The following is a 24749-nucleotide window of genomic DNA, read 5'->3' on the forward strand; positions in this document are numbered from 1 at the left end:
TACGCAGCCGCAATGGGCCGGTAAACGACCGGAATTGACGGGTTGCGGCGGGTGTGAGCGCCGTGATCCGGGGGAACAGCGCGCTGTGGGGAGGCGTCGTGGACGACTATGCGGGTCGGGTGCTTGCCGACCGCTATCGGCTGCCGCTGCCCCTCGACGACAGTTACGACCTGGTCGAGACGCGCGCCTTTGACACCTACAGCGGGCAGCAAGTCCTCGTCCGCCAGATCCCGTTGCCCGAGGTCGTCGACGCGGAAGTGCTCGAAGGCGACGACGCGTACGGAACCCCCGACGCCTATATGCGCGGCGGTGGCGACGTCGGCGAATACGGCGGCGGCGCCTCCGGCAACGGCGCGGCCTACGGCGACACCGGGGCGTACGGCAGTACCGGGGCGTATGGCGGCGGCCCCGGCAGCGAGAGCGGATACGGCGGGGCGCCGGGGTACGGGCGCACCACCCGCAGGCCGGCCGACCCCGCCGTGCGGCGCGCCGTCGAGGCGGCCCAGGCGGCCGCGCAGATCCCCGACCACCCCCGCCTCGACCAGGTCTTCGACGTCTTCGCGCAGGACGGCTCGCTGTGGATCGTCAGCGAACTGATCGCCGCACGGCCCCTGTCCGCGCTCCTCGCGGACCGTCCGATGAACCCCTTTCGTGCCGCGGAGGTCGCCTCCGACGTGCTGACCGCGCTGCGGGTGCTGCACGCGCACGGCTGGACCCACCGCAACATCACGGCTCGTACCGTCTTGATATGCGACGACGGACGGGTCGTCCTGACCGGCCTCGCGGTGGGCGCCGCACAGGAAGCGCTCTGCGGGTACGCGCCCGTGCCGCTCGCCGCGGACGACGACGGCTTCGGCGGCGCGCCGCGGCCCGTGGACGCGCCCGAGGCCAACGAGGCCGTCCCGCAGGGCACTTCGGCCCTGGAGCCCGCTCCCGGAGCCACCCCGGAGTCCGCCGCGCGCCCCGCCCCGCCCGGGGCCGCCGGACGGGCCGGGGTGATCGCCGCGTACCGCGCGGGCGCGAGGGCGGCAGCGCGGGCCGGCGCGGACGCCGTCCTGCCCGACCAGCGGCCGGCCGGCCCGGAGCCCGACCCGAATGACCGGCCCCTCCTGCCCGGTCAGGGCGATCCGGGCCGGTCGGACGAGGGTGCGACCGGTGCCGGTCCGGGCATGTACGACCCCGTGCGCGGGGTGCGGGTGCCCAGCGGCGGCGCCAGTCCGTACGCCGACGACGAGGGGCCGGACTCCGGCCGCACCCGGCGCCAGTACGACCCCGTGACGGGCCGCTGGGTGCCCCGCCCGGCGGGGCGCCCGGCCGGGGCCCCGAATTCCGACGCCGAGCGTCCGTACCAGGACCCCGACGGCGACCCGCACGCCTCCGAAGCCGCACGCCCCCACAACGGGGCCGACGCATCCGTCAACGCCACCGGCTCCACCGGATCCGCCCGGTCCGCCCGCGCCGAAGGCTTCGAGCCGCCCCGCGCCCCCGCGCCCAGGACGCCCGCGCTGCCGCCCGGGTTCCGCGCCGACGCCTTCCGCGCCGACTCCCAGCGCGTACCGCACCCGGGCCCCCCGGCGTCCGCTCCCGCCTCCCAGCGCACGGCCGCGCCTCAGCCCCGCTCCACCCCCGACCGGCACCCCGCCCCCGACGCGCCCTACCGCGGCCCCGCCAACCGGCTCGCCGCCGAGCGGGCCCGGCACACCCGGATGGCCGTCGTGGGCGCGGTCACCGAGCGGTGGGCGCCCGAGCAGGCCGGGCCCATACACGAGAACTGGCGCCTCGCCCCGCCGATCGGCCCGGCCACCGACCTGTGGGCCCTCGGCGCCCTGCTGTTCCGCGCGGTCCAGGGGCACGCCCCGTACCCCGAGGAGAGCGCGGCCGACCTCGTACAGATGGTGTGCGGTGAACCGCCCGCGTTCGCCGAGGAGTGCGGGCCGCTGCGGCCCGTCGTGGAGTCGCTGCTGCGTCAGGACCCCACCGAACGCCCGGAGTTCGAGGAGCTGCGCGGCTGGCTGCGCTCGCTGGTGCGGTCGGCGCCCGAGCCCGAGGCCGGCACCCGGATCGCCCCGGTGATCGTGCCGGACGACAAGAAGCTCCCCATCGTGCGCCGCCGGGGCGAACTGGTGCGGCGCAGAAGGAAATCCGCCGCTGCCTCCGCCGCTGCCCCCGTCGCGGCCCCCGCCGAGCACGGCCGGCACCGGCACCGGCAGGCCGCGCCGCCGAGCGGAAAACCGAGATCGCTCGGCCGGCTGCTGCTCGTCCTCGTCCTCCTGCTGCTGGCCGGCGCGATCGCGTACGCGGTGCTGTTCATGCCCCGTTCCGGCTCCGGGCAGGACACGGGCAGCGCCCCTCCGGCCGGCAGTGCCGGGCAGCAGAGCCCCGGCACTTCGGGCCAGAGCCCTCCCGCGCCGACGCCCAGCGGCACGCCCCCGTCCCAGCAGACACAGACCACCGGCCCCGGCGGCACGAGTTCCCCGCCGGCCGCCGGCTACGTCGTGCGCAAGGACCCCGAGGGGTTCCAGGTCGGCGTGGACAGCGGCTGGCAGCGTCAGCCGATGAACGATGCCGGGCAAGTCCGGTATGTCGGGGGCGACTTCACGCTGATCGTCGTCCCGGGCCGGGACACCGTCCGGGCGGACGGCTCCGATCCGCTGGCCTACCAGGCGGACAAGGAGCGCGAACTCCAGCCGTTCCGGGACTCCAGCTGGTCCACCTCGACGGGCCTGCGCCGCATCGACGTGGGGCAGCAGTCCATGGCCGAAGGGCAGTTCACCTGGCGCGACAGCAGCGGACGGCAGGTGTACGTCCGCAATCTCGCCCTGATTGTCAATGGCCGATATCACGTGGTTCAGGTGATCGGCCCCGAGTCCCAGCGTGACAAGGTGACAGAGATCTTCGGGCAGGCCACCGGCGCCTACCGGGCCACCCGCTGACGCCCGGTCACGCTCCGCACTCTCCGAAATCGCCCCGCGGACACGGGTTTCACCGTGTGTGCGGATTGCGTTGCTCGGGTGAAAGACCAGGTCATCGCGGTAAGGGCGGTTCGCGGGGTCACGGTTGGGTGCCCCGAGGTTCCCTGGCCGGATTCCGCTCCGTAATCTGGCTCCGTAGGAAAGGTCTGGGCGGGCGGGGGACGTGGAAAACACTCACAGCACGAGCGGCTCCGGAGCGGGGCTGTTGCTGGCCGGGCGCTATCGGCTCGGTGACGCGATAGGCCGCGGCGGCATGGGCAAGGTCTGGCGTGCCCACGACGAGGTGCTGCACCGCACCGTCGCCGTCAAGGAACTGACCGCCGCCCTGTACGTCGCCGAGGCCGACCGGGCGGTACTGCACGCCCGTACGCAGAAGGAGGCGCGGGCCGCGGCCCGCATCACCCACCCCGGCGTGGTCACCGTCCATGACGTCCTCGACCACGACAACCGGCCCTGGATCGTCATGCAGTACGTCGACGGGCCCTCGCTCGCCGACGCCGTCAAGGAGGCCGACGGCAACCGCATCGAGGCGCGCGAGGCCGCCCGGATCGGGCTGCACGTCCTCGGCGCGCTGCGCGCCGCGCATACGGCCGGCGTCCTGCACCGCGACGTGAAGCCCGGCAACGTGCTGCTCGCCCGGGACGGCCGGGTCCTGCTCACCGACTTCGGCATCGCCGCCATCGAGGGCGACGTCACCATCACCAAGACCGGTGAACTCGTCGGCTCCATCGACTATCTGGCGCCCGAGCGGGTCCAGGGCGCCCACCCGGGGCCCGCCTCCGACCTGTGGTCGCTCGGCGCCACCCTGTACGCGGCGGTGCAGGGCGTCTCGCCGTTCCGCAGGGACTCGCCGATCTCCACCATGCAGGCCGTGGTGGAGGAGGAGCCCCCGACGCCGGACCGCGCGGGAGCGCTGGGGCCCGTCATCGTCGCGCTGCTGCGCAAGACGCCGGAGGAGCGGCCCTCGGTCGAGCAGGCCGAGCGGATGTTCCTCGACGCGATGGAGGGACGCGACTCCCTGGCCGCGCAGGCCCATGTGCCGACCGGCCCGCTCTCCGCCGCGGAGCTGCGCTCGGCGGCGGGCGCACAGACCGGGCCCACCGTGGTCAACTCCGCCTCGCGCCCGCAGCCCGCCGCCGAGCGGCCCGCGCCCGCACCGCCGCAGCCCCGGGCGGCGGCGATGGCGCCCGCACCGCCGCAGGCACCGGCGCCGCGCAGGCGGCGCTGGCGGACCGTCGCGCTGGTGGTCGCGCTGGCCGCCCTGGTCGGCGTGGGCACCGGGTTCGCCTATCTGAAGTACCAGGAGGGCAGGGACAGTTCGGGCACCGGCAACGCCGCAGGGCCGTCCGGCCCCGCCGCGTCCTCCTCTCCGGAGGCCGGCCGGTCGCCGAGCGGCGGCGACCAGTCCGTGCCCGCCGGCTGGCAGCGCGTCAAGGACAAAGCCGGCTTCAGCCTGCTCGTGCCCAAGGGCTGGAAGCGCCAGATGGACGGCGCCGAGATCGACTACACACCGGACAACGGCAAGCACCGCATCCGGATCAGCGTCGACAAGGTGCCGGACTTCGAGAACCCGTACATGCACATGCTCAACATGGAGAAGTCGCTCCGGGACCGGCTGCCGCAGTACCGGCGGATCACGCTCCACAGCAACAACTACCGCGACCAGGTGAAGTCGTCCCTCTGGGAGTTCACCTACACGGAGAAGCAGGACTTCCCCGGCAAGCGGCACGCCATCGACCAGATGTATTACGGAGACGGCGGCAAGCCCGAGTACGCCCTCTACATGTCGGGCCCCGACGAGGACTGGGCGACCACGCGCCAGCAGTTCGACACGGTGCTCCAGGGCTGGCAGCCCTCGGCGTCGACGGGCAGCTGACGGGGCGGCCCGACGGGCAGCGGACGGGGCTTCCCGCCACGTGCGGCGAACGCCGTCGGAGGCCGCCGGGGTGCGGCATGATGGGCCTTCACGCGTGCGGGGAGATCGAGGGGGAACCCCATGCCCACAGCAGAGCAGCATCCGCGAGAACCCCGTGACCGGCCCGACTCCCGCCTGATCGCGGGGCGTTACCGCCTCGGGAGACGGCTCGGCCGCGGCGGGATGGGCACGGTCTGGCGGGCGCACGACGAACTGCTCGGCCGCCAGGTCGCCGTCAAGGAGCTCCACCCCGAGGGCGGCGCCCCGGCCACCGCGGCGCTGCGCGAGGCCCGTGCGGTGGCCCAGATCAAACACCCGCATGTCATCGTCGTGCACGACGTCGTCGAGGACGGCGCGCCGGACGACGCGGCCGGGGCCCGGCGTTCGTACATCGTGATGGAGCTCGTCGACGGCGGCTCGCTCGCCGACGTGCTCGCCGCCAAGGGGCCCGTCGGGGCGGACGAGGCCGCGCGGATCGGGGTGGCGCTCCTCGGCGCGCTGGCCACGGCCCACGCCCGGGGCGTGCTCCACCGCGACCTCAAGCCCGCCAACGTCCTCATCGAGGAGGACGGCGGCCGGGTCGTGCTCACCGACTTCGGCATCGCCCAGGTGCCCGGCACCTCGACGATCAGCGAGGAGGGCGCGTTCGTCGGCTCGCCCGAGTACACCGCGCCGGAGCGGATGCAGGGCGCGGGGGCCGGGCCCGAGTCGGACCTGTGGTCGCTCGGCGCGCTGCTCTGCGCCGCGCTCAGCGGCGAATCCCCCTTCCACCGCGACTCGTTGGGCGGGGTCCTGCACGCCGTCGTCATCGACGAGATCCGGCCGCCCGCCGCAGCGCGCCCGCTGCTGCCCGTCGTCCAGGGCCTCCTGGAGCGGGACCCGGCACACCGCCTGGGCGCGGCGGAGGCGGAATCGCTGCTGCGCGCCTTCGTCGCGACGGGCAGCACACCCCCACGCCGCCCCACACCGGCCGACCGCGTCGGACCCGCGACGGCGGCCGTCACCAAGGACCCGCCGGGGACCGCCGCGCCCCCGACGGCCTCCTCGTCGCCGTCGCCCGCGCCCTCGTCCGCCGCATCCGCCTCCGCTCCCGCGCCCGTCCCCGGGCGGTACGCCGCCGAGCCGGCCGACACTCCCGTCGACTCGACCACGTCCGTCGCCCGGCCGTGGCGCAAACGGAGCCTCCTCGCGGGGGCCGCCCTCGTGCTCGTGCTGACCGGCGCGGGCGCGGCCGTCGCGGTGTTCGCGCTCGACGGTCTGGGAACGGACCGCGACGCGGCGCCGGGAACCTCGCCGAGCGTCGTCGCCGGCACGCCCGACGCCGGTGCGGGCCCGCCGCGCAGCGAGGCGCCGCGGCGCCCGCCCCCGCCTCCTCCGCCGGCCCCGGAGCAGGCCGCCGTGCCGCCGCTTCCCGACGGGTTCCGCTTCGTGCGCGACTCGGACGGCTTCGGCATCGCGCTGCCCGACGGCTACGTACGCTCCACCGACGCGCAGCGCGTCTTCTACACCTCACCGGACGGCGCCCTCAAGGTGGGGATCAGGACCCAGCACACCGTGGCCGGGGGGCCGCTCGGCGTCATGCGGCAGTCGGCCGCCAACGGGCCGGTCACCAACCCCGGGTACCGGGACGGCAAGGTCACCGCGACCACGCACCACGGACACGACGCGGCGCTGTGGGAGTTCACCTGGAACGGCTTCACCAAGGCCGAGGGCCCCCGGCACACGTACGACATCTCCTGGGACGTCCCGGGGCGGATGTACGACGTGTGGGTGTCCGCGCCGGTCGGCCGGCTCGACGAGGCCAAGCGCACCTTCGACACCGCGCTCGACTCCTTCGTGCCCGAGTTCTGAACCCCCCTTCTCGCGGCCTGGGTTCGGGGCTTCTGTCACGGGTCTGCATCCGCACCGGGCCCGGCGTGGCACCGGGCCGGGCCGTTCGTCAGGATGTGAGCATGACGAACGACGGAGGGCGGGCGGACGAGCCCACCAGCTACGCCCTGCGGCCCCCGGAGCCCGCTCCGGTGCCGCGGCAGCAGCCGCACGACCCGGCGCCGCACCGCCCGGTGCCGTACGCGCCGGCGCAGCCGCACGAGGCGGCCCACGAGCCGACAGGGCGGGGGCCCGTCGAGGACGGCGCCGGCCGGCTGCTGGGCGGCCGGTACCGGCTCGTCGCACGGCTCGGGCACGGCGGGATGGGCACGGTCTGGCGGGCCCGCGACGAGGTCGTCGAGCGGGACGTGGCGGTCAAGGAGCCCCGCGTGCCGGACCACTTGGGGGAGGGCGACCGGGCCACCGTCCATCTGCGCATGCGGCGCGAGGCCCGCGCCGCGGCCCGCATCGAGCATCCGTCCGTGGTCACCGTGCACGACGTCGTCATGGAGGACGGCAGGCCGTGGATCGTGATGGAGCTCGTCCGCGGCCCGTCGCTCGCCGACCGGCTCCAGGAGGGCACGCTCGATGTCCGCGAGGCGGCCAGGATCGGTATCGCCGTGCTCGCCGCGGCACACGAGGCCGGCGTCCTGCACCGCGACGTCAAGCCGGCCAATGTGCTGCTCGGGCGCGGGGACCGGGTCGTGCTCACCGACTTCGGGATCGCCCAGGTCGAGGGCGAGCAGGGCCTGACCGAGACCGGCGCGCTGATCGGCTCGCCCGAATTCATCGCGCCGGAACGCGTGCTGGGCCGGCGGCCGGGCCCCGAGTCCGACCTGTGGTCGCTCGGCGTCGTGCTGTACGCGGCGGTCGAGGGCATGTCGCCCTACCGGCGCAGCAACGCCCCGGCCACGCTCCAGGCCGTGCTCTCCGCCGAGCCGCAGATGCCGGCTCGCGGCTCCGGCGCGTTCGGCACCCTCGTCATGCAGCTGCTGCGCAAGGACCCCGCGGCCAGGCCGTCGTCGGCGGAGGTCAGGGCCGCGCTGGAGGCCGTCGCCGCCCCCGCGCGGGCCGCGTCCTCGACGGCCCAAGGGCCCGGGGGAGGGGACGGCCGGTCCGCCGCGGGCGGGACGCCGTCCGGCGCGAGCCGCTGGGTGCCGCCGGTCCTCGCCGGGAGCCGCCGTGCGCGGTACGGGCTCGGCGGCGGCTTCGTGGCCGCGGCGGCCGTGCTCGTGCTGCTGCTCGCGAACCCCTTCGGCGGTGGCGGAGGGCTGCCCGCCGGGTGGCAGGTCCGGCCCGAGAACGAGGTGCTGCACGCCGACATGACCGTCCCCGACGACTACGCCCGCACCCAGGGCAGCGACGGCGACAGCGTCACGTACGACGATCCGAGCGCCGTCTTCACGATCTACGCCGACCGGCTCGACCCGGCCACCGACAAGAGCGGCGACCCCACGCTGCCCGCCGACCCCGAGGCCTGGAAGGCGTACTACGAAAAGGGCGGCAGGAACGGCGTCGAGTTCAAGGACGCCAAGGTGACCACCACGACCGTCGAGCACCAGGGCAGGAGGGCGTACGACCTGGTCACGGAGTACACCCCGATCTCGTCGTCGGCCACCCACCCGGTCCGCTACCGCTACCACGAGCTGCTCGTGCCGGGCGCGGGAACGGGCTACTGGCGGCTGCGCGTCTCGATGCCGGCGGCGGGCAAGGCGTCCGAGGACGGCGCGGCGCTCTTCGCCGAGGTCGAGAAGGGGCTGAAGATCCACGGCCTGTGACCGAGGCGGTCCTCATCGTTCCGGATCCGCCCTGATCCGTCACCACCCGCCATAAGTCGCTGATCAGCACTTATGCGGCCAGTGATCGCTGGCATGATCGAAGAGGTCCGAAAACCTGTTACCGACGGGTACCGAAAGTGCCCGTCCCGGCATACGCTCCCCCCATGACGGACTCGCAGGCCTCGCCCACGACCACCCGCACGCCCGCCGGAACCAACCCGGTGGCCCCGGCCCCGGCGGGCGCGCGCACCGCCGCCGACGTGGTCACGGCGCAGCTCGTCGCCCAGCTCACCCGGGGCGTGGTCGGCTCGGGGCGGACCGCCAACCACACGCCGTTCAACGGGGAGAAGCTCGCCGACCTGCCCGAGTCCACCCCCGAGGACGTCGCCGAGGCGTTCGCGCGCGCCCGCGCGGCGCAGCACGCCTGGGCCGCGACGCCGGTGCGCGTCCGGGCCGCCGTACTGCTCCGCTTCCACGATCTGGTGCTCGCCCGCCAGGCCGAGGTGCTCGACCTGATCCAGCTGGAGACGGGCAAGGCGCGGCTGCACGCGCACGAGGAGGTCCAGGCGGTCGCGGTCGCCGCCCGCCACTACGGGCGCAAGGCCCCCGCCTACCTGAAGCCCAAGCGGCACACGGGCGTCGTGCCCACCCTGACCAAGGTCACCGAGCTGCGCCGGCCGCGCGGGGTCGTCGGGCAGATCGCGCCCTGGAACTACCCGCTGGAGCTGTCGGTGGGCGACGCGCTGCCCGCGTTCGTCTCCGGCAACGCCGTCGTGATGAAGCCCGACGCCGAGACCGCGCTCACCGCCCTGTGGGCGCGCGACCTGCTCGTCGAGGCGGGCCTGCCCGCCGAGGTCTTCCAGGTCGTCATCGGCGACGGCCCCGTCGTCGGCCCCGAGGTCGTCAAGCACGCCGACTACGTCTCCTTCACCGGCTCGACCCGCACCGGCCGCGAGGTCGCCCAGGGCGCCGCGGCCCGACTGGTGGGCGTATCACTGGAGTTGGGCGGCAAGAACGCGATGCTCGTGCTGCGCGACGCCGACGTGGAGAAGGCGGCCGCGGGCGCGGTCCGCGCGTGCTTCTCCTCCGCGGGCCAGCTCTGCATCTCGATCGAACGACTGTACGTGCACGCGTCGATCGCCGACGCCTTCCTCGACCGGTTCGCCGCACGGACGAAGGCGATGCGGCTCGGCCGATCGCTGGCGTACGGAGCGGACATGGGCTCGCTGGTCGGCGAGCGCCAGCTGGAGACCGTCACCCGGCACGTCGACGAGGCAGTCGCCAAGGGCGCCAGGCTCGTCGCCGGCGGCGTGGCCCGCCCCGACATCGGCCCCCTCTTCTACGAGCCCACCATCCTGGACGGCGTCGAGGCCCCCATGGCGGTGTGCACCGAGGAGACCTTCGGGCCGGTCGTCTCCATCTACCGCTTCACCGACGAGGACGAGGTGATCGAGCAGGCCAACGGCACGCCGTACGGCCTCAACTCCTCGGTGTGGACCAAGGATTCGCGCCGCGGCCACGACGTGGCGGCGAAGCTGAGCACCGGCACGGTCAACATCAACGAGGGGTACGCCCCCGCCTACGGCAGCGTCCAGTCGCCGATGGGCGGCATGAAGGACTCCGGGCTCGGCCGCCGGCACGGCTCCGAGGGCATCCTCAAGTACACCGAGGCGCAGACCGTGGCCCAGCAGCGCCTCATGCCGCTCGCCCCCTCCTTCGGCATGGACGACGAGAAGTACGCGGCCTTCATGACCCGCAGTCTCAAGGCGATGAAGGCGCTGCGTCTGCGCTAGGCCGTCCCTTCCGGATTCCGCTCCCGCCGAAGACCAGTCCGCCCCCGTGCACGAGGAGAGCCATGTCCCAGGTACCCCCAGCGCAGAATCCGGACGAGGACGGCCGGTACGACTACGACGTCGTCGTGGTCGGCTCGGGCTTCGGCGGCTCGGTGACGGCGCTGCGGCTGACCGAGAAGGGGTACCGGGTCGGTGTGCTCGAAGCGGGCCGCCGCTTCACCGCGGCGACCCTGCCGAAGAACTCCTGGGACATCAAGAACTACCTGTGGGCGCCCAGGCTCGGCCTGTACGGCATCCAGCGCGTCCATCTCCTGGGCAATGTGATGGTCCTCGCCGGCGCCGGCGTGGGCGGCGGCTCGCTCAACTACGCCAACACCCTCTACGTGCCGCCGCGGCAGTTCTTCGACGACCCGCAGTGGAAGGACATCACCGACTGGCAGGACGAGCTCGCGCCCTACTACGACCAGGCGCGGCGCATGCTCGGGGTGCGCCTCAACCCGACGATGACCCCCTCCGACGTCCACCTCAAGGCCGCGGCCCAGCGCATGGGGGTCGGCGACACCTTCCACATGGCGCCCGTCGGGGTCTTCTTCGGCGACGGCCAGGACGGCGACGGCACGGCGAAGGCCCGCCCCGGTGCGGCCGTCGACGACCCGTACTTCGGCGGCGCGGGCCCCTCCCGCAAGGCGTGCACCGAGTGCGGCGAGTGCATGACGGGGTGCCGGCACGGCGCGAAGAACACCCTCAACGAGAACTACCTGTACCTCGCCGAGAGGGCGGGCGCGGTCGTCCACCCCATGACGACGGTCGTCTCGGTGACCGGCGACTCGCGCGGCGGCCACGCCGTGGCGACGCTGCCCACCGACCGCAAGGGAGCCGCGGGCCGCCTGTTCACCGCCCGCCACGTGGTCGTCGCGGCAGGCACCTACGGCACCCAGACCCTGCTGCACCGGATGAAGGCCGGCGGTCAACTCCCTTACATATCGAAGCGGTTGGGTGAGCTGACCCGTACCAACTCCGAGGCGCTCGTCGGCGCGCAGACCACCGGCCGCCGCTACCGCAAGCAGCACGGCGCGCCCAGGGTCGACTTCACCCGGGGCGTCGCCATCACCTCCTCGATCCATCCGGACGAGAACACCCACATCGAGCCCGTCCGCTACGGCAAGGGCTCGAACGCGATGGGCAGCATGTCGATCCTCCAGGTGCCGTACGGCGTCAACCGGGTCCGCAACTGGCTCGGCAACGCGGCCAAGCACCCCCTGCTCCTCGCCCGTTCGATCAGCAATCACCACTGGTCCGAGCGAACGATCATCGGCTTGGTCATGCAGTCACTCGACAATTCGCTCACCACGCACCTCAAGCGGGACGGTGTGGGCAAGGGCCTGCTGACCGCGGAGCAGGGGCACGGCGCGCCCAACCCCAAGCAGATCAAGGCGGCCACCCAGGGAGCCGCAGCGATCGCGGCGGAGATCAACGGCTTCGCGGGGTCCAACGTCGGTGAACTGATGGGCACCCCGCTCACCGCGCACTTCCTCGGCGGCTGCCCGATCGGCGACTCGGCCGAGACCGGCGTGATCGACCCGTACCACCGGCTGTACGGGCACCCGGGGATCTCGGTGGTCGACGGCGCGGCCGTCTCGGCCAACCTCGGGGTGAACCCGTCCCTGACGATCACCGCGCAGGCCGAGCGGGCGATGTCGCTGTGGCCGAACAAGGGCGAGGAGGACCTCCGTCCGGCGCAGGGCGCCGCCTATGTCCGGCTCGCTCCGGTCGAGCCCAGGACGCCGGCGGTTCCGGCGGAGGCGTTCGGCGCGCTGAAGCTGCCGTTCCTCGGCCTGCCGCAGGTGCCGCCGAAGAAGCAGGCGCGGGCGAAGACGGCGCAGGAGACGGCGGAGGCCCCGAAGCCGAAGCCGTAGCGACCGCGGTCGCGACCGCACGGCGGGCCGGGCTCGCCCCGGTCCGGACGCGGCGAGAGGCGCTGCACCCCCCTCCGAGTGCAGCGCCTCTCTCATGCGCGGAGACCTGGTGGAGCCCCGCAGGCGTGAACAGAAAACGGGCGAGGCTGTTGGTTCCGACTGCATGACCTGTGACGGACGTGAATGGTTGTCCACCTTCACGAAATCCTTATGTGATCCACGCCACTTCCGGGTGAGGGCAACCATCGCCCGGTTCCGCATGTCGAACGGCTGCCGCGGCCGCCCGTGCCGCCCAGGACATGTCAAGAGGACCACGTGAGTGAGAAGCAGCCGCCCCCGGGAGGGTCGTCGGGTGACGACGCGGTGTCGGACGAGGTGTGGGAGCGGTTCGTCCGCGACAGCGAGCTGGACATCAAGACGTCCGCCGCTCCCAAGGAGCCCTCGGCCCGCGCCCGGCTCGTGACGGACCGGCTGCGCAAGGAGCGGGACGCCGCCGAGGCGAAGGGCCGCGGCCGCAAGGACAAGCGGCGCCCGGCCGAGCCGGAGGGATGGCGCACCGGGCCGGCCTGGCAGGAGATGAACGGGCGGGCCGCGCGCAAGCGCCGCGGCTGGGCCCTGCTCGGCATCGTCCTGTGCGCCGGCCTCCTGCTGGTCGCGCTCAACCCCGCCCGCGCCCTGTCCGTGCTGACCGGCGAGGACGGCTCCGGTGACACCGCCGCGTCCCCGCTCCCGGCGGAGACCGGGGCCCCCACCGGCGCCCCGCCGTCCTCGGACCCGGACGTGCCGACGCTGAAGGAGCCGTTCCGCGGCTCCCCCGCTGCCCAGTACGCGGACGGCGCCGCCGGAATCGAGGCGCCCGAGGCCACCGCGCTCGGCGGAGTCCCGAAGAAGCGGGTGGCCGCCGCCCTCGCCGACACCCGGGCCCTGCTCATCGACGCCGACCTGAATCCGGCCACCCTGCGCGGCGGCCGTCCGGAGGCGGCGTTCGCCCTCATGGACCCGGCGCAGAAGCACTTCCTCGGTTTCCTCGACACCGCGCTCACCAAGCCGGACGAGGACCACGACCCGCTGAACTTCTTCACCCGCTTCGACCCGACGAAGGTCAGGCTCGTGGGGGACGTGGTCAAGACCCGCGGGCGCATGACGTTCGGCGCCAGGTCCGGCGGGGGAGTCACCGTCCACGCCGACTACACCTTCGTCTACCCGCTGGTGGAATTCGCGCCGGGCTCGAAGGAGGTGGAACGTACGATCGTGCGCCGGATCCTGGACGTCGAGATCGCCGGCGAGGACGCACGGGCGTCCGCCAACGGCAGGCTCTGGGTCACCAAGTACGACGTGGACATCGCCAACTCGGCCTGCGATCTCTACGACGGCTACGCGCATCCGCAGTTCCACAGTGAGCCCGACACGGGCCCCGCGCCGAGCGGTCCGGCCGTCGACCCGTACGACCGCAGCAAGCCGCTGGACGCGAAGCGCCAGGAAGGGTGCGGAGTCGTCAGCCGCACCTGAGCCGGTACGGCCCGGCCGGGTGCGGTGAAAGGTGTGTCGAGGAAAAGAGCTGGAGACGGGTCCGCGACCGGGACGGTCGGCCGACCGGATGCGGCCGGTTCCGGGCGTCCCCGGAACCGACCGCTCTTGGGTGTGACCGGGCTGCTGTCCCCTGCCGTCCGGTCACGCACACTGGGGCGAGGTCCCACGACGTACTTGCAGATACGTCACACGCCCCAGCGGAGCCACGCGTGGTTTTCTTCGGGCCCGCCCCTGGCTGGCACGGACACCCCACCAACGAAGCCGGGCCGGGGACGGTCACGGCGCCGTACGGGTGAGGAGCGCCCGAACTCAGATACGGCCCCGGCACAGCTCCAGCACCGTCATCGCGAGGGCGGTGCCGGGCCTGCCCAGGGCGTCGCTGAAGTGGGCCAGGACCTCCATCTCGCGGTTGAGGTTGACCCGGCGCCCGCCGGAGGCGATGCGGGACTCCTGGATGACGGACGAGACGGCCATGCGTTCCTGGATCAGGCCGATGATGCGGTCGTCGAGCGCGTCGATGCGTTCGCGCGCTCCGGTGATCACCGCGGCGGCCTCGTCGGTGCGGGCGCCGGTCCGTTCGGCGACGGCCCGGTCCGCGGGGTGCGGGGCGGCGACGGTCGCGGTGGTGGCGGAGAGGGTCATGGGGGCTCCTCGAAGGGATGGGGCGCCCCGGATCGGCAAGGACCGGAAAACACTGAGCGCCCCGGGCCTTGTCGGCCCGGGGCGCTCAGGGGAAGTCGCTTGTCAGATGCTCAAGCAGCACAACCGACGTTCCCATGGCGCCCGGCGGGCCGGGTGCCATAGGTAAAGACGAAGGTCTGGTGCTCGCGCATGGGCACAGTATGGACCGGCGCCACCAAGGCGGGCCAATCCCGGTTCGGATGGTGAGACGAAAGGGCCACCGCCCGCCCCGGTAGAATCGACAAATACCGACCCCCTCCCACCGCCGGAAGGCCGCCACCCGTGCCAGCAGCACCCTCCGCAGCCGCGCCCGACAACAACCCGGACGTCGTCCTGGTCGTCGACTTCGGCGCGCAGTACGCCCAGCTCATCGCCCGCCGCGTCCGCGAGGCCCGGGTCTACAGCGAGATCGTCCCGAGCAGCATGCCCGTGGCCGAGATGCTGGCCAAGAACCCCAAGGCGATCATCCTCTCCGGCGGCCCGTCCTCCGTCTACGCCGAGGGCGCCCCGCGCCTGGACCGCGCGATCTTCGAGGCCGGGGTGCCGGTCTTCGGCATGTGCTACGGCTTCCAGCTGATGGCGACCACGCTCGGCGGCACGGTCGACGACAACGGCGCCCGCGAGTACGGCCGCACCCCGCTGACCGTCTCCAAGCAGGGCTCCACGCTCTTCGAGGGCACCCCGGCCGAGCAGTCGGTGTGGATGTCGCACGGCGACGCCTGCTCGGCGGCGCCCGAGGGCTTCGCGGTGACGGCCTCCACCGACGTCGTTCCCGTCGCCGCCTTCGAGAACGACGAGAAGAAGCTGTACGGCGTCCAGTACCACCCCGAGGTGCTGCACTCCACGCACGGCCAGCAGATCCTGGAGCACTTCCTCTACCGCGGCGCCGGCATCGAGCCGACGTGGACGACGCACAACGTCGTCGAGGAGCAGGTCGCCCTCATCCGCGAGCAGGTCGGCACCAAGCGCGCCATCTGCGGGCTGTCCGGCGGGGTGGACTCCGCGGTCGCCGCCGCCCTCGTGCAGAAGGCCATCGGCTCCCAGCTCACCTGCGTGTACGTCGACCACGGTCTGATGCGCAAGGGCGAGACCGAGCAGGTCGAGAAGGACTTCGTGGCCGCGACCGGCGCCAACCTGAAGGTCGTCGACGCGCAGGAACGCTTCCTGAACGCGCTGGCCGGGGTCTCCGACCCCGAGGAGAAGCGCAAGATCATCGGCCGTGAGTTCATCCGCGTCTTCGAGCAGGCCCAGCTGGAGATCCTCCAGGAGGACGGCCCCGAGGTCGCCTTCCTCGTGCAGGGCACCCTCTACCCGGACGTCGTCGAGTCCGGCGGCGGCACCGGCACGGCGAACATCAAGTCGCACCACAACGTGGGCGGCCTGCCCGACGACATCGAGTTCGAGCTCGTCGAGCCGCTGCGCAAGCTGTTCAAGGACGAGGTCCGCATGGTCGGCCAGGAGCTCGGCCTGCCGGACGAGATCGTCCAGCGCCAGCCGTTCCCCGGCCCCGGCCTCGGTATCCGCATCGTCGGCGAGGTCACCAAGGACCGCCTCGACCTGCTGCGCGAGGCCGACGCGATCGCCCGCGAGGAGCTGACCGCGGCCGGCCTCGACCGCGAGATCTGGCAGTGCCCGGTCGTGCTGCTCGCCGATGTGCGCTCGGTGGGCGTCCAGGGCGACGGCCGGACCTACGGCCACCCGATCGTGCTGCGCCCGGTCTCCTCCGAGGACGCCATGACGGCGGACTGGACGCGGATGCCGTACGACGTGCTCGCGAAGATCTCCACCCGCATCACCAACGAGGTCGCCGACGTCAACCGCGTCGTCCTCGACGTGACGAGCAAGCCGCCGGGCACCATCGAGTGGGAGTGACCCGGTACCGGGAGTAGCTCCACCGCACGGCCGACGGCGTCGCCCCTCACCCGGGGCGGCGCCGTCGTCGTGCCGGGCCCGCTCAGTGCGCCTTGAGGTGCTCCCGCGCCGCCGCGATGAACTCCGTACGGAGCCGGGTGAAGTCCTCCCAGACGCCGGGCGGCTCCTCGTCGGCCTCGTGCATGGCCCGGATCGCCGCCACGAGCGCCGCGGCCTCCGCGGCCGCGCCCACGGCCTCCAGATCGATCATGTTGAAGGCGGCCTGTGTCGTCGAGAAGGCGGCATCGGTCGCGGCGAGCGCCTGCTGCCCGTCCTCGTACTCGCCGCGCCAGCGGTGCCACGACACCCGGGCCTCCATGTCCGTCGCGGTCAAGAACGCGGCGTACGTCTCGCGGTGTGCCAGATAGACCGCCGTCCAGTCCTGCGCCACGTCAGTGACCTCCCACTCGCCCAGTCCGCTGTCTGACATCCAGTCAGATCACGATGGCACGAGCGGGCGGCGACGAGAAGATCCGTGCGGGGTCCTACTTGTTGACCGCGAAGCGCAGCAGGCTCTCCTGATCGCCCTGCTTGACCGTGCCGCGGGTGTTGATGACCTCCAGCTTCCAGGACGCGCCCACGCGGTAGGCCTTCGCGACGGCGATGGCGTTGCCGGAGCCCAGGAGCGAGGGCCATATGTCGGCGACCTGCTGGGTGGAGCCGCCGGTGCTGTCGTAGACCTTGAAGGACACGTTGGCGGCCTTCTTGAAGTCGCTGCCCTTCTTGTAGGCGGCGCAGATGAACACGATGCTGGTGACCTGCGCCGGCACCCGGTCGAAGGTGACCTCGATCAGCTCGTCGTCGCCGTCGCCGCGCCCGGTCTGGTTGTCGCCGGTGGACGTCACGGCGCCGTTCTGGAGGGGGTCGGTCACGTCCAGGCCGGCGTAGCGCACCGGGTCGTTGCCGTTCAGGAGGATGGCGAACACGTCCAGGTCGGTGCCGCGCGCCTTGCGCAGGGCGCCGAGCAGGGCGCCGCTCCCGCCGGACGTGGTGTCCCAGGAGGCGCCGATGCCCATCTTCGTCACACCGTCGAGGTCGGCGGCGCCGTGGTCCTTGGTCAGAGTGAGGACGCTGGGGGTGGGCGGAGTAGTCATGATGTGAAGCCTTTCCAGTGTCTGATTTGTCAAGTCACGTGACGTGATGTCGCTATTCAATCATCCGGATGGGTTAAAAAGGCGGGCTCGGTGTCGCACCGTCATGAGGCGTCATCCGTCCCTTCCTTCACACACGCCTCACATGGGGGAGGCGGTTCCGAGGGCGGTCGAGCACGTCGGAGGCCCCGCCCGGCTCCCGAACTCGTGTCGTAGTACGTCAATTTGATGGTGCGTCAATCACCCCCAGGGCCGGGCCGCACCCGCCTCCGGGGGCGATTCGTGCGCGACAATTCCCTCCACGGTTCAAGGGGTTTGACGGAAGGCGGAGTCCCGGTGGCGGTCCAGGAGGCTCGGCAATGCGGCGGTGACTGCGCGCACGGCGCGCGGGACGGGCACCGGCGCGCGGTGGCGGAGTTCCTCGCCAAGCGGGACGGGCTCGCCGCGGGCCAGGGCCTGCCGGCCGCCCTCGCCCACTCCGCGGGAGCGTCCCGGCAGTGGGTCTCGGACGAACTGACCCAGTCCGCAAGGGCGGTGGCCGAGCGCGGCAGGGAAGCCGGCCGCAGCTGGCCGGAGCGGGTGTGGCGGGGGACGCTCGCCGTGGTGTGGGGCGCGGTGGTCGCCCTGGCCCTCGCCGAGGCGTCCACCGCCGTCGGAGCGGGCTGGACGGCGGCCCGCACCGCCGGGCTCCTGGCCGCGCTCGCCGTCGCGGTCCTCCTCACCACCACGGCGTACCTGCACCGCTCGGGCGGCGGCTTGCTCGCCCCGGTGCTCGGCGAGGACAACCGCCTGTCGACCTCACGCGCGGTCGCCACGGCCTGGATCCTCTTCGCGCTCTTCACGACCCTGGTCCTCGCCCTGCGCCTGGCCGCCGCGTCGGACGCCGCCGAACGCGAGCGGGTCCTGCACGGCCTCGAACTCGCCCGGTGCGGCGGCCTGCTGACCGTCGTCTTCCTCACCTCGTCGATCGCGGTGCTGGTCCGCAGGGTCGTGACCGTACGCATCCTCGGACAGCGCCTCCAGAAGGTGCGGGCCGACCGCCCGCGCGGCGCCGACCTCCTGGCCGACGACGCGGGCCGGGGCAGTTTCGCGGACGTCCAGTACGTGGCGGCGAGCCTGGCCGCGCTCCTCTTCACGGCCGTACGCCTGGCGCGCCGCCCCGAACAACTCCCCGACCTGCCCTGGGGCCTGGCGGTGCTCGTCGTGGTGTCGGCGGCGACGTACCTCTCGGCGAAGTACGCGGAGGGCGGCCGTCCGGTGGTCCTGTCCGTCGTACGGGCCCGGGAGGCCGGCGATCTGGACGCACCCATCAGGACCGGCGACGACATCGAGATCCGGGGTGTCGGCTTCGTGCCGCCCGGCGCCGGCACCCCCGACCGGCTCGCGCGGATGGTGGTGCGCATCGGCGCCGTCCATGTCCACGTCCCGCTGATCCCCGTCCCGGGCGGCTTCGCCAACCCGACGGACACGGTGCTGACGGTGCCGGTTCCGGTGGACGTCGAGGCGGGGCGGGTGGAGGTGCGGGTCGTGACGGCCGCCGGGGTGGAGACCAACGGGGTGCTGGTGGAGGTCGCCGACTAGCGCGACGCGGAGCGGCTGCCGGTGGGGGATTGAGACACGCGTTCCCCCCGTCCGTATCGTCTGGTGACAGGTGAATCGGATGGAGGCGGGATCAGCCATGTCTCATGGATATGCGACCGGAGAGCGGGCCGGGGCGGGCCGGGCCCGGGGATGGCGGGCCACGGCCCGGACGTACGCACTGGTGCCGCTGCGCGTCTTCCTCGGGGTGACGTTCATCTACGCCGGCCTCGACAAGCTCACGGACAGCTCGTTCCTGCACGCGAGCGGGACCGGCTCCATCGGCGAACTGATGCACGGGGTGCGGGACAGCGCCGCGATCCCCGCCCTCGTGGACCTCGCCCTCAAGAGCCCCGTCGGTTTCGGGTACGCCATCGCGCTGGGCGAGCTGGCCGTCGGCATCGGCACCCTGCTCGGCCTGTTCGGGCGGATCGCCGCGCTGGGCGGGGCCCTCATCTCGCTCTCCCTGTGGCTGACGGTGAGCTGGCAGACGACCCCGTACTACTACGGCAACGACCTGGCCTACTTGATGGCGTGGCTGCCGCTGGTGCTGGCCGGGACGCCCCTGCTCTCCGCCGACGCCTTCCTGGCCAGGCGGCGCCGCCGGAACCCGTAGTCGACCCAGCTCACCAGGGACGCGATCCCGAGGCCGCCGCAGATCAGCGGGACCGCGACCGGCGACGGGGTGTTCCAGCGGCCCGCCGCGTCCCCGGCGAACAGCACGGCGGTGGCGATCAGGGCGAGCCCGGCGACGACCCGGCCGGGGCGGAACTCATGACGCGGCACGGTCGACCTCCGCCTGGCCGACGGCGACCGCGAGACGCAGCTCCAGGGTGCCGGACGGGGTGGTGCCGGCCGGCGGCGCCAGCGTGGTCGTGCCCTTGTCGTCCGCCGAGATCCTCAGGTCGTCCGGTTTCTCGCCGGGCAGCCGGATGTCGGCGACGCCGAGGTCGAAGCTCACCTTCACGGTCACGTCCTTCGGTACGACGACCCTGGCGCGGCCTGCGCCGACCTCCGCGCGGGTCGTGAGGGTCTGTCCCGCCGGCACGGTGATCCGGCTGAGGTCGAGGGTGGCGACGCCCGTGCCGAGCCGGTACTCGGGCCGCACCTCGCCGATCGCGGCCGGCGTCCAGCCCGTCCGTCGCCAGTGCGTGTCGATGGTCTTGGGGAGCGCGGCGGAGCCGGCCAGCAGGGCCGCCGTGAGCACCGCGAGGAAAAGGGTGCCGAAGCCCGTGCGGCCGACGACCGAACTGAGCAGCAGGCCGAGCCCGAACACGGCGAGCGCGGCAGCGAACCCGATCTGCAGGCCGGTGCCGAGCGGCTGGTGGCCCCAGCGGGCACCGAGGCCCGCGCCGAAGGCGAGCAGCGCCGCGAGGAGGACGGGACCGCCGATGGGACGCGGCCCCCGGTCGGCGCGCACCGCCGCCTTCGCGGCTCTGCCGGGCTTGGCGGCCGGGACCTCGCACGCGTCGGCGGGGCCCCACAGGTAGCCCGTGGCGACCGGGCCCGTGGTGCCGTCCTTGATGATCGGGTCCCGCCACCAGGACGGCGGGGACGGCGTGGGCGGCGCCTTCGTCTCGGGCGGCGCGTCCGCCACGGCCTGGGCCGCGGCCGGGTCGAGCGGGGTGTCCGCCGGGGTCGCCGCGCGGCGTTGCGACCAGACGCCCGCCCCCGCGGTGAGCAGGACGAGCAGCACGGCGAACGTCATCACCGGGCCGTTCTTCAGCATCGTCAAAAAGATCCCGCAGCCGGCCAGGGCCATCAGGACGGCGACGAGCGCCGCGCCCTCGACGCGGCCGGTGAGCAGGCGCCTGGCCTCGTTCTCCTCCTCGCCGTCGAGCGGCAGGAGCAGCCAGGCGAAGCCGTACAGGACCAGCCCGAGGCCGCCGGTGGCCGCGAGCACACCGAGCGCGATGCGGAAGATCACCGGGTCGAGGTCGCAGTACCGGCCGAGCCCGCCACAGACCCCGCCGATGACCTTGTTGCGGCCGCTGCGGCGCAGCTGCGGGGGCCCGGGGGCCGGGTCGGTCGGCGCGAGGGGCGTCTCGGTCGGTGTGCTCATACGGACACCTCGGTCGGCGTGCTCATACGTACATGGTGACGGGCCCATGCGGCACACGGCACCCGCCCCGACCCTGGCCTCTCCCTGATTTCGATCCCCGAGGCTCCCCCGTGCGGGGGCCCCGGGCTCCTCCGCGGAAGGTCCGGGTGCTCCCCCGGGGAGGGGAGGTGGCCCCCCTCTCGTGCGGGGGCCGGCCTCAGGGAAGCCTGGGGGCCAACCCTGATGCTCCGGGGGCCGCGGCCGTGTGACGATCGGGGTATGCCAGTCGCCACCCCCCGCCTGTCGTCGCCGCCCGAGGCCGACGAGGCGCCGGTCCGCAAGCTGTACCGCTCCGCCGAGGGGCGGATGCTCGGCGGCGTCGCGCGCGGGCTCGCCGGACACCTCGGCCTTCCGGTGGTGTGGGTGCGGATCGTCTTCCTGGGGCTGCTGTCGGTCAACGGCCTGGGGGCGCTGCTCTACGCGGCGTTCTGGTTCGTGGTGCCGCTCGGCCTCGGCGGTACGACGACGGGGCAGCGCTCCGCGTTCGAGATGAGCGCGGACGGCCGGCGCCGGCTGCGCAAGCCCGACAAGGGGCAGGTCGTCGCGTTGATCGCGCTGGTCTTCGGCGCCGCGATCTTCGCCTCCAAGGTGGACGTGGGCGGCTGGGCCAATCCGTACGTCCTGCCCAGCCTCCTCATCGGCGTCGGCGTCATCCTGGTGTGGCGCCAGGCCGACAACACGCGCCGGGCCCGCTGGACCGAGGGCGCCCGCCGCAGCCGCTGGCTCCCGGTGGCGCGGGGCCTGGCCGGGGTCGCCCTGGTCGGCACCGGCCTGACCGGATTCGTGGTGGTCAACGGCTCGGCCGCGCAGCTCGGCAACGTCCTGACCGCGGCGATAGCCGTCCTCGCGGGCATCGCGCTGCTCGCCGGGCCCTACCTGGTGCGCATGACGCAGGACCTGTCCGAGGAGCGCCTGATGCGCATCCGCGCCCAGGAGCGGGCCGAAGTCGCCGCCCATGTCCACGACTCGGTGCTGCACACCCTGACCCTGATCCAGCGCAACGCGGAGAACGTCGGAGAGGTCCGGCGCCTGGCGCGGGCCCAGGAGCGGGAGTTGCGGGCCTGGCTCTACAAGCCGGAAGGCACGGGAAAGGACAAGGAGGAGGAGCCCCGGACGCTGGCCGAGGCCGTGAAGAAGGCGGCGGCCGAGGTCGAGGACAAGCACGGAGTCCCCATCGAGGTGGTCGTCGTCGGCGACTGCCCGCTGGACGACGGCCTGTCCGCACAGATGCAGGCCGCACGCGAGGCAATGGTCAACGCGGCCAAGTACGGTGGCGAGGGCGGCGCCGTCCAGGTGTACGCGGAGGTCGAGGGTCGCACGGTCTTCGTCTCGGTACGCGACCGGGGACCCGGATTCGACCTGGACGCGGTGCCCGGTGACCGGATGGGCGTACGAGAATCAATCATCGGCCGGATGCAGCGCAACGGCGGTACGGCGAGGCTGCGTTCGGTGCCCGGCGGGGGCACGGAGGTCGAGCTGGAGATGGAGAGGGCACAGGGATGACCGAGGAAACGACAGGCCGTCAGGTCAGGGTGGTCCTCGTCGACGACCACCGGATGTTCCGCACCGGAGTCCAGGCGGAGATCGGCCGGACCGAGACCACGGGCGTCGAGGTGGTCGGCGAGGCCGCCGACGTCGACCAGGCGGTCACGGTCATCACCGCGACCCGCCCCGAGGTGGTGCTGCTCGACGTCCATCTGCCCGGTGGCGGCGGCGTCGAGGTGCTGCGCCGCTCGGCGGCGATGATGGCCGATCCCGAGAACCCGGTGCGCTTCCTGGCGCTGTCCGTCTCGGACGCGGCGGAGGACGTGATCGGGGTGATCCGTGGCGGCGCTCGCGGCTACGTCACCAAGACCATCACCGGCGCCGACCTCATCGACTCGATCTTCCGGGTGCAGGACGGCGACGCGGTGTTCTCGCCGCGCCTCGCGGGCTTCGTCCTCGACGCGTTCGCCTCCACGGACGCGCCGCCGGCGGACGAGGACATGGACCGCCTCACCCAGCGCGAGCGCGAGGTGCTGCGCCTGATCGCCCGGGGCTACGCCTACAAGGAGATCGCCAAGCAGCTCTTCATCTCCGTCAAGACGGTCGAGTCGCACGTCTCGGCGGTGCTGCGCAAGCTCCAGCTCTCCAACCGCCACGAGCTGACCCGGTGGGCGACGGCACGACGGCTGGTCTGAGTTCCGGGCTCCTGGTTCCGCGCCGCTGGTTCCGCGCTCGGAGGCATCCGTACGGTCCACCCGCGTGTGGTTTCACCCGCGTAAAACCATGGCAAAACCGGCAACCCGGGCGCGCTCATGTCACTCTTGCCGGACGTGATGAGCCTGACCGGGACGCCCTTCTTCGTCACCACGATCGTGGTGGCCGCGCTCGCCGTGCTGGTGCCGCTGTTCCTGTGGCACCGGGTCGGCGGGCCGGCCGTCGTGCGCGGCGCCGTGCGGCTCTTCATGGTGGTCGTCGCGCAGGCCACGGCGGTCCTCGTGGTGTTCGTCGCCGTCAACAACGCCAACGGTCTCTACGACACCTGGGGCGATCTGCTCGGCACCGACAGCCATGTCGCCGCGGCCCCCAACCTCGGTGCCGACGGCACCGGCGGGCGCCGCATCGGCGAGGAGCCGCGCATCAGGCAGGCCTTCACGCCGGCGGCCGATCCCGACCTGGGCACCGGCGTCCGGGTCACCCAGCTGACCGGCCGGGTCTCCGGGGCGGAGGGCGAGGTGTATGTGTGGCTGCCACCGCAGTACGACGAGCCGGCGTACCGGAACAAGGACTTCCCCGTGGTCGAGCTGCTGCCCGGCCACCCCGGCTCGGCCCGGGACTGGTTCACCAACCTCGACGTCACCGAGCAGCTCGCGCCGCTGATGACGGGCGGTGAGGTCAAGCCGTTCATCCTGGTCGCGCCGCGCACCGCGCTGCTCGCCGGGGGACAGGACACCGGGTGCGCCAACGTGCCGGGCATCGTCAACGCCGACACCTGGCTCAGCGTGGACGTCCGCAAGATGGTCACCGACACCTTCCGCGCCCTCACCGGCCCCGACGGCTGGGCCGTCGCCGGGATATCGGCCGGCGCGCACTGCTCGGCCAAGCTCGCCGTCGAACACCCCGACCGCTACCGCGCGGCCATCGCGCTCTCCGGCTACAACGACCCGGCCGCCGAGTCCGACTCGATCACGGCGAGCGATCCCGTGCTGCGGCGCGAGACCGATCCGCTGTGGATGCTCACCCACGCCAAGCACCCGCCGCGCACCTCCCTCTACCTCACCGGCCAGCCGGGCGACGGCTACGAGGACGGGCTGGCGCTGCGCGCCGCCGCCAAGGCGCCCACCCAGGTGTGGGTGCGCAGAACGGGCGGCGGCCATCTGAACGTGGTGTGGAAGCCGCTGGTGCCGCGGGTGTTCCGCTGGCTTTCCGGCCAGGTGAGCGGGGTCCAGACCGTCAAGCCCCCGGCCACGGAGCTGCGGAACACCGGGCCCGGGAAGGCCGAGCCCCGGACCACCGGGCTCCGGGGCGCGGCCACAGGGCACACGGGCTGAGAAGTAAAGGGCACGAGGCGTCACCTTTGAGTAAAACGCTGGCAAAGGGGGCAACTGGTGTCCGTGGCCGTCCCTCTTCGG

The 24749-nt window shown here is 73.1% G+C and carries 18 protein-coding genes; 13 read left to right on the forward strand and 5 right to left on the reverse strand.

Annotation, left to right across the window (positions count from 1 at the left end; genetic code table 11):
• Positions 1 to 98 precede the first annotated feature (98 nt).
• From OOJ98_RS17760 to OOJ98_RS17790, 7 genes are all read left to right on the forward strand, one after another.
• The gene (locus OOJ98_RS17760) at positions 99 to 2933 is read left to right on the forward strand and encodes a protein kinase (protein WP_267055865.1); all 2835 of its coding nucleotides are present in this window, start codon (positions 99 to 101) and stop codon (positions 2931 to 2933) included.
• Positions 2934 to 3135: 202 nt separating this feature from the next.
• A complete protein-coding gene (locus OOJ98_RS17765) occupies positions 3136 to 4848 on the forward strand; it encodes a serine/threonine-protein kinase (RefSeq protein WP_267055866.1) in 1713 nt (570 codons plus the stop codon).
• A 120-nt stretch (positions 4849 to 4968) separates the two neighbouring features.
• Complete coding sequence (locus OOJ98_RS17770) at positions 4969 to 6738, forward strand: serine/threonine-protein kinase (protein WP_267055867.1); 1770 nt, start codon at positions 4969 to 4971, stop codon at positions 6736 to 6738.
• A 101-nt stretch (positions 6739 to 6839) separates the two neighbouring features.
• Positions 6840 to 8534, forward strand: coding sequence for a serine/threonine-protein kinase (locus OOJ98_RS17775; RefSeq protein ID WP_267055868.1), 1695 nt, complete (start codon positions 6840 to 6842; stop codon positions 8532 to 8534).
• Between the two features lie 164 nt (positions 8535 to 8698).
• Complete coding sequence (locus OOJ98_RS17780; RefSeq protein WP_267055869.1) at positions 8699 to 10327, forward strand: succinic semialdehyde dehydrogenase; 1629 nt, start codon at positions 8699 to 8701, stop codon at positions 10325 to 10327.
• Between the two features lie 62 nt (positions 10328 to 10389).
• A complete protein-coding gene (locus tag OOJ98_RS17785) occupies positions 10390 to 12243 on the forward strand; it encodes a GMC family oxidoreductase (protein ID WP_267055870.1) in 1854 nt (617 codons plus the stop codon).
• 315 nt (positions 12244 to 12558) lie between these two features.
• The gene (locus OOJ98_RS17790; protein ID WP_267055871.1) at positions 12559 to 13752 is read left to right on the forward strand and encodes a hypothetical protein; all 1194 of its coding nucleotides are present in this window, start codon (positions 12559 to 12561) and stop codon (positions 13750 to 13752) included.
• Between the two features lie 330 nt (positions 13753 to 14082).
• On the opposite strand, the gene OOJ98_RS17795 is transcribed toward OOJ98_RS17790, so the two are convergent.
• Positions 14083 to 14415, reverse strand: coding sequence for a chorismate mutase (locus OOJ98_RS17795; protein WP_267055872.1), 333 nt, complete (start codon positions 14413 to 14415; stop codon positions 14083 to 14085).
• Positions 14416 to 14736: 321 nt separating this feature from the next.
• Here OOJ98_RS17795 and guaA point away from each other — a divergent pair, with 321 nt between their 5' ends.
• Complete coding sequence (guaA, locus tag OOJ98_RS17800) at positions 14737 to 16326, forward strand: glutamine-hydrolyzing GMP synthase (RefSeq protein ID WP_267055873.1); 1590 nt, start codon at positions 14737 to 14739, stop codon at positions 16324 to 16326.
• A gap of 82 nt (positions 16327 to 16408) precedes the next feature.
• Here the strand turns inward: guaA and OOJ98_RS17805 are convergent, their stop codons facing one another.
• On the reverse strand, positions 16409 to 16795 hold the full coding sequence (locus OOJ98_RS17805) for a hypothetical protein (protein ID WP_267055874.1): 387 nt from the start codon (positions 16793 to 16795) through the stop codon (positions 16409 to 16411).
• Positions 16796 to 16850: 55 nt separating this feature from the next.
• A complete protein-coding gene (locus OOJ98_RS17810) occupies positions 16851 to 17459 on the reverse strand; it encodes a TerD family protein (RefSeq protein ID WP_267055875.1) in 609 nt (202 codons plus the stop codon).
• A 333-nt stretch (positions 17460 to 17792) separates the two neighbouring features.
• Between OOJ98_RS17810 and OOJ98_RS17815 the strand changes: the two genes are divergently transcribed.
• Both OOJ98_RS17815 and OOJ98_RS17820 read left to right on the forward strand, forming a co-directional pair.
• The gene (locus OOJ98_RS17815) at positions 17793 to 19037 is read left to right on the forward strand and encodes a hypothetical protein (RefSeq protein ID WP_267055876.1); all 1245 of its coding nucleotides are present in this window, start codon (positions 17793 to 17795) and stop codon (positions 19035 to 19037) included.
• Between the two features lie 97 nt (positions 19038 to 19134).
• Positions 19135 to 19650: a DoxX family protein gene (locus OOJ98_RS17820; RefSeq protein ID WP_267055877.1), complete on the forward strand. Its 516-nt coding sequence runs from the start codon at positions 19135 to 19137 to the stop codon at positions 19648 to 19650.
• On the opposite strand, the gene OOJ98_RS17825 is transcribed toward OOJ98_RS17820, so the two are convergent.
• Both OOJ98_RS17825 and OOJ98_RS17830 read right to left on the reverse strand, forming a co-directional pair.
• Complete coding sequence (locus OOJ98_RS17825) at positions 19557 to 19820, reverse strand: hypothetical protein (RefSeq protein WP_267055878.1); 264 nt, start codon at positions 19818 to 19820, stop codon at positions 19557 to 19559. The two genes, OOJ98_RS17820 and OOJ98_RS17825, sit on opposite strands and share 94 nt — an antisense overlap.
• Positions 19807 to 21096 (reverse strand): PspC domain-containing protein, encoded by a 1290-nt coding sequence (locus tag OOJ98_RS17830; protein WP_267055879.1) that lies wholly within the window; start codon positions 21094 to 21096, stop codon positions 19807 to 19809. The genes OOJ98_RS17825 and OOJ98_RS17830 overlap by 14 nt, the downstream gene beginning before the upstream one ends.
• Before the next feature lie 258 nt (positions 21097 to 21354).
• Between OOJ98_RS17830 and OOJ98_RS17835 the strand changes: the two genes are divergently transcribed.
• From OOJ98_RS17835 to OOJ98_RS17845, 3 genes are all read left to right on the forward strand, one after another.
• Positions 21355 to 22638, forward strand: a complete 1284-nt coding sequence (locus OOJ98_RS17835) for a PspC domain-containing protein (protein ID WP_267055880.1) — start codon at positions 21355 to 21357, stop codon at positions 22636 to 22638.
• Positions 22635 to 23315 carry a response regulator transcription factor gene (locus tag OOJ98_RS17840; protein ID WP_267055881.1) on the forward strand — a complete coding sequence of 227 codons (681 nt, stop codon included), beginning with the start codon at positions 22635 to 22637 and terminating at the stop codon, positions 23313 to 23315. The genes OOJ98_RS17835 and OOJ98_RS17840 overlap by 4 nt, the downstream gene beginning before the upstream one ends.
• A gap of 138 nt (positions 23316 to 23453) precedes the next feature.
• Complete coding sequence (locus OOJ98_RS17845) at positions 23454 to 24668, forward strand: esterase family protein (RefSeq protein WP_267057008.1); 1215 nt, start codon at positions 23454 to 23456, stop codon at positions 24666 to 24668.
• Positions 24669 to 24749 lie beyond the last annotated feature (81 nt).

The sequence above is a fragment of the Streptomyces sp. NBC_00083 genome (assembly GCF_026343295.1).
GTDB lineage: Bacteria > Actinomycetota > Actinomycetes > Streptomycetales > Streptomycetaceae > Streptomyces.

What these genes read in the sequence shown, in the direction of transcription:
- OOJ98_RS17770 (WP_267055867.1), top strand. Translation starts at nt 4,969, where the DNA reads ATGCCCACAGCAGAGCAGCATCCGCGAGAACCCCGTGACCGGCCCGAC.
- OOJ98_RS17775 (WP_267055868.1), top strand. Translation starts at nt 6,840, where the DNA reads ATGACGAACGACGGAGGGCGGGCGGACGAGCCCACCAGCTACGCCCTG.
- OOJ98_RS17780 (WP_267055869.1), top strand. Translation starts at nt 8,699, where the DNA reads ATGACGGACTCGCAGGCCTCGCCCACGACCACCCGCACGCCCGCCGGA.
- OOJ98_RS17785 (WP_267055870.1), top strand. Translation starts at nt 10,390, where the DNA reads ATGTCCCAGGTACCCCCAGCGCAGAATCCGGACGAGGACGGCCGGTAC.
- OOJ98_RS17795 (WP_267055872.1), bottom strand. Translation starts at nt 14,415, where the DNA reads ATGACCCTCTCCGCCACCACCGCGACCGTCGCCGCCCCGCACCCCGCG.
- OOJ98_RS17805 (WP_267055874.1), bottom strand. Translation starts at nt 16,795, where the DNA reads ATGTCAGACAGCGGACTGGGCGAGTGGGAGGTCACTGACGTGGCGCAG.
- OOJ98_RS17810 (WP_267055875.1), bottom strand. Translation starts at nt 17,459, where the DNA reads ATGACTACTCCGCCCACCCCCAGCGTCCTCACTCTGACCAAGGACCAC.
- OOJ98_RS17820 (WP_267055877.1), top strand. Translation starts at nt 19,135, where the DNA reads ATGTCTCATGGATATGCGACCGGAGAGCGGGCCGGGGCGGGCCGGGCC.
- OOJ98_RS17830 (WP_267055879.1), bottom strand. Translation starts at nt 21,096, where the DNA reads ATGAGCACACCGACCGAGACGCCCCTCGCGCCGACCGACCCGGCCCCC.
- OOJ98_RS17835 (WP_267055880.1), top strand. Translation starts at nt 21,355, where the DNA reads ATGCCAGTCGCCACCCCCCGCCTGTCGTCGCCGCCCGAGGCCGACGAG.
- OOJ98_RS17840 (WP_267055881.1), top strand. Translation starts at nt 22,635, where the DNA reads ATGACCGAGGAAACGACAGGCCGTCAGGTCAGGGTGGTCCTCGTCGAC.
- OOJ98_RS17845 (WP_267057008.1), top strand. Translation starts at nt 23,454, where the DNA reads ATGAGCCTGACCGGGACGCCCTTCTTCGTCACCACGATCGTGGTGGCC.